3 protein-coding genes are annotated in these 3703 nt (G+C 37.3%); 1 reads left to right on the top strand and 2 read right to left on the bottom strand.

The window, feature by feature from the left end:
* Both ACGHIN_RS16910 and gyrB read right to left on the bottom strand, forming a co-directional pair.
* Window positions 1-1206: DUF3857 domain-containing protein (locus ACGHIN_RS16910; protein WP_390456289.1), on the bottom strand; the 1206-nt coding region annotated here is incomplete at its 3' end.
* 111 nt (window positions 1207-1317) lie between these two features.
* A complete protein-coding gene (gyrB, locus tag ACGHIN_RS16905) occupies window positions 1318-3252 on the bottom strand; it encodes a DNA topoisomerase (ATP-hydrolyzing) subunit B (protein WP_390456287.1) in 1935 nt (644 codons plus the stop codon).
* Window positions 3253-3474: 222 nt separating this feature from the next.
* On the opposite strand from gyrB, the gene ACGHIN_RS16900 reads away from it, so the two are divergent.
* On the top strand, window positions 3475-3703 hold a 229-nt coding region (locus ACGHIN_RS16900), incomplete at its 3' end, for a cytochrome ubiquinol oxidase subunit I (protein ID WP_390456284.1).

Genomic DNA, 3703 nt, shown 5'->3' with positions numbered 1-3703 from the left:
TCTATCAGTAGTGCTGTAGCCCAAATGATTAAATGCTACCTGTTGGGAAGTGTTTTCAAGCCAGATGTTACCTTTTTCCGTAGGGACCATCAGAATAACATGATTACCACCCATTTTTGGAAAACCCGGATCAAATGAAATCTGTGACACATTAGAATTGATCACACAATAATAGGATGGGATTCCAGCCTCGTCTAACAGGGTTTTCATATAATTAGTAAGGCCTTTACAATCACCATATCCTTTTTTATTCACCTCATCCGGCATCATCGGTTGCCACCCTCCGATTCCTAAAGCCACAAAAATATATCTTGTTTTCGCCTGCATATGCTGATAAAGTTTTTTTACTTTTTCTTCGGTGGACCCCTGAAGATTTAGTGCGGCCACTTCGGCCTTAATTGCGGGTGAGGAAACGGAAACCGGCTGTAAAATACTGTTGTAATACCATGATCCGAAGTCTTCCCATGTATTGATGGTACCCTGTTTTCCTTCAAGATTGAATTTTGTAAGCGAAAAGCTTACTTTTGGTAATATCTTTATCGGTTGCGGCAATAAAGACACATCATCAATAGCAGGAATATTTTTATAGGAATAAGTTTTCTCCCCTGCATTATCATTTTCCACAACAGATGCATAGTTATATTTGGAAGGATATGTTTTAGTGCGAAGCTCTATCCCTGATTTATTAATAATCTTAAACTGGGCTTCTTCCAAAGAAATATTGGTATCGGAAAACGGAAGAAAATCCGGAATGAAAACTGTATTCTCATTAGTAATTTGATAAGAAAAATCAATAGTGTAAGGATATTGCGTAGGAGTAAATGTCAATGCTAATATCCTGTTATCCGTATAAAATGCACCTTGAGGATTATTAGCAAAATCTCCGAAATCCGACTTTGAAAAACTTTTAAGCTTTTTACCTGATTCATCATATATTGTGACCTTAACATCTGAGATATCATCTCCTTTCTCGTAAGGAATATAAGCGACAGCCTGAGAATCTCCGTCTTTATTCAGAACTGTGGTAACCGTAGCATACTGGTATTTTATTTCATCTATTTTATTAATTTGTACTGTTGTAAAGTCTTTTCTGACAACAACATTGGCGTTTTTCTTTAAATTTTCAGGAATTGCTGATACAGGATAGATTTGAGCGTAATACAGTGAAGCTACTGATAAAGCTCCGGCTATTAAGATTTTCATCATGATTGTAAAATTTCCCAAAAATAATAAAATCTTAATAAATGTTAAAATTTTATTAAAAAAATAAAAAAAGACTTCATTACTGAAGTCTTTTTTAAGTATATTTTTTAAGAATTATGCATCAATCTTAGCATATTTTGCATTCTTCTCAATAAATTCTCTTCGTGGCGGAACCTCATCTCCCATTAACATAGAGAAGATACTGTCTGCTTCCACAGCATTATCAATGGTTACCTGTTTCAAGATTCTATGTTCAGGATTAAGCGTTGTTTCCCAAAGCTGTTCCGGGTTCATTTCCCCAAGACCTTTGTAACGCTGTACCTCAACGCCTTTTCCATCAGGAGACATCTCTAAAGTAAACTCTTCACGCTCTTTTTCGTTATAAGCGTATACTTTTTTGTTTCCTTTCTTTAACAAATATAAAGGCGGTTGAGCGATATAAATATATCCGTTCTCGATAAGCTCTTTCATATATCTGAAGAAGAAAGTAAGAATCAATGTAGAAATGTGGGAACCATCAATATCAGCATCGGTCATGATCACGATCTTATGGTATCTTAATTTAGCTAAGTTCAGGGCTTTACTGTCCTCTTCTGTTCCTACAGAAACTCCAAGCGCAGTATAGATATTTCTGATCTCCTCGTTATCATATACTTTATGAAGCATGGATTTTTCTACGTTCAAAATTTTACCTCTTAAAGGCAAAATAGCTTGGAAATGTCTGTCTCTTCCCTGTTTTGCAGTTCCTCCTGCGGAATCTCCCTCTACAAGGAAGATTTCTGATTCTGCCGGATCTTTTGATGAACAGTCTGAAAGCTTTCCCGGAAGTCCAGAACCACCCATCGGCGATTTTCTCTGAACCATTTCACGGGCTTTCTTGGCGGCCTGCCTTGCTTTTGCTGCTAAAACAACTTTTTGAACAATCTGCTTAGCTTCATTAGGGTTTTCTTCCAGGAAGTTAGTCAACATTTCCCCAACGATCTTATCCACCGCACCGGAAACTTCAGAGTTTCCTAGTTTTGTTTTAGTCTGTCCTTCAAACTGAGGCTCCATTACTTTTACGGAAACCACAGCCGTTAATCCTTCACGGAAGTCATCCCCTGTAATTTCTACTTTTTCTTTTTGTGGAATTCCCAAATCATCGGCATACTTCTTCAAAGTTCTTGTCAATGCACGTCTGAAACCAGCCAAATGAGTTCCTCCTTCATGGGTATTGATGTTATTTACATAAGAGTGAAGGTTTTCATTGAAAGAAGTATTGTAACGCATCGCCACTTCCACAGGAATATCATCTCTTTCTCCTTCCATGAAAATTACGTGCTCCATGATAGATTCACGGTTTCCGTCAATGTAGGCAACAAATTCCTTTAAACCGCCTTCGGAATAAAAAATTTCCGTTTTGAAAGAACCATCTTCCAATTTTTCTCTTTCATCGGTAAGAGTAATGGTAATTCCTTTATTAAGATAAGAAAGCTCTCTTAAACGATTGGCTAAAGTATCATAATTGTAAACTAATTCTGTGAAAATAGTATCATCCGGCTGAAAAAACTGCTTGGTTCCTCTTTTATCACTGTGGCCTATCTCTTCTACTCCTGTCTGTGCCTTTCCTCTGGAATAGATCTGTTGATAAATATTTCCGTCTCTGTATACGGTAGTAATCATTTCGTTAGAAAGCGCGTTCACACACGATACCCCGACTCCGTGAAGACCTCCGGAAACTTTATAAGAATCTTTATCGAACTTACCTCCGGCTCCAATTTTCGTCATTACAACCTCAAGAGCAGATTTTTGTTCTTTTTCATGGAAGTCAACCGGAATACCTCTTCCGTTATCACTAACTTCAATTCCGTTTCCTTCCTTAATGCTAACGAAGATGGTATCGCAGTATCCTGCCAATGCTTCGTCAATAGAGTTATCTACTACTTCATAAACCAAATGGTGGAGGCCTCTTACTCCCACATCACCAATGTACATTGAAGGACGCATACGAACGTGCTCCATTCCTTCCAATGCCTGAATACTACTAGCTGTATATTGTTTCTGACTCATACTAAATATTAAAAATCTTTGCTCAATGCAAAGACTTACAAATATCGTGATTTTTTTCGAGGTATGAAAGTTAAAATATGTCAAAAAAATCTTGATTTATCCACACGAAAATCAATTCAAAAAAATCAAAGTTATCATGAATTTTTTCAACTGTAACTGTTGTAAATCATATGAGCTGTCTTTAATTTATCCGTACCTTTATTTACTCAAAAAGTTGATATTATGGACGATTTTCTTGCCGCTCGTGCACAAATGGCCATATCGCTCGGTTTTCATATCATTTTCGCCTGTGTTGGTATGGTCATGCCTTTTTTAATGGCTTTTGCGCATTGGAAATACCTTAAAACTAACAATGAGATCTACAAAGGGCTCACTAAAGCGTGGAGCAAAGGGGTTGCGATATTATTTGCAACCGGTGCGGTTTCCGGGACCATGCTTTCATTCGAGCTGG

This window comes from Chryseobacterium barbadense, from assembly GCF_042849955.1.
Lineage (GTDB): Bacteria > Bacteroidota > Bacteroidia > Flavobacteriales > Weeksellaceae > Chryseobacterium.
The sequence above is the reverse complement of the archived record's forward strand: the minus strand, read 5'-3'. Positions and strand labels throughout refer to the sequence as shown.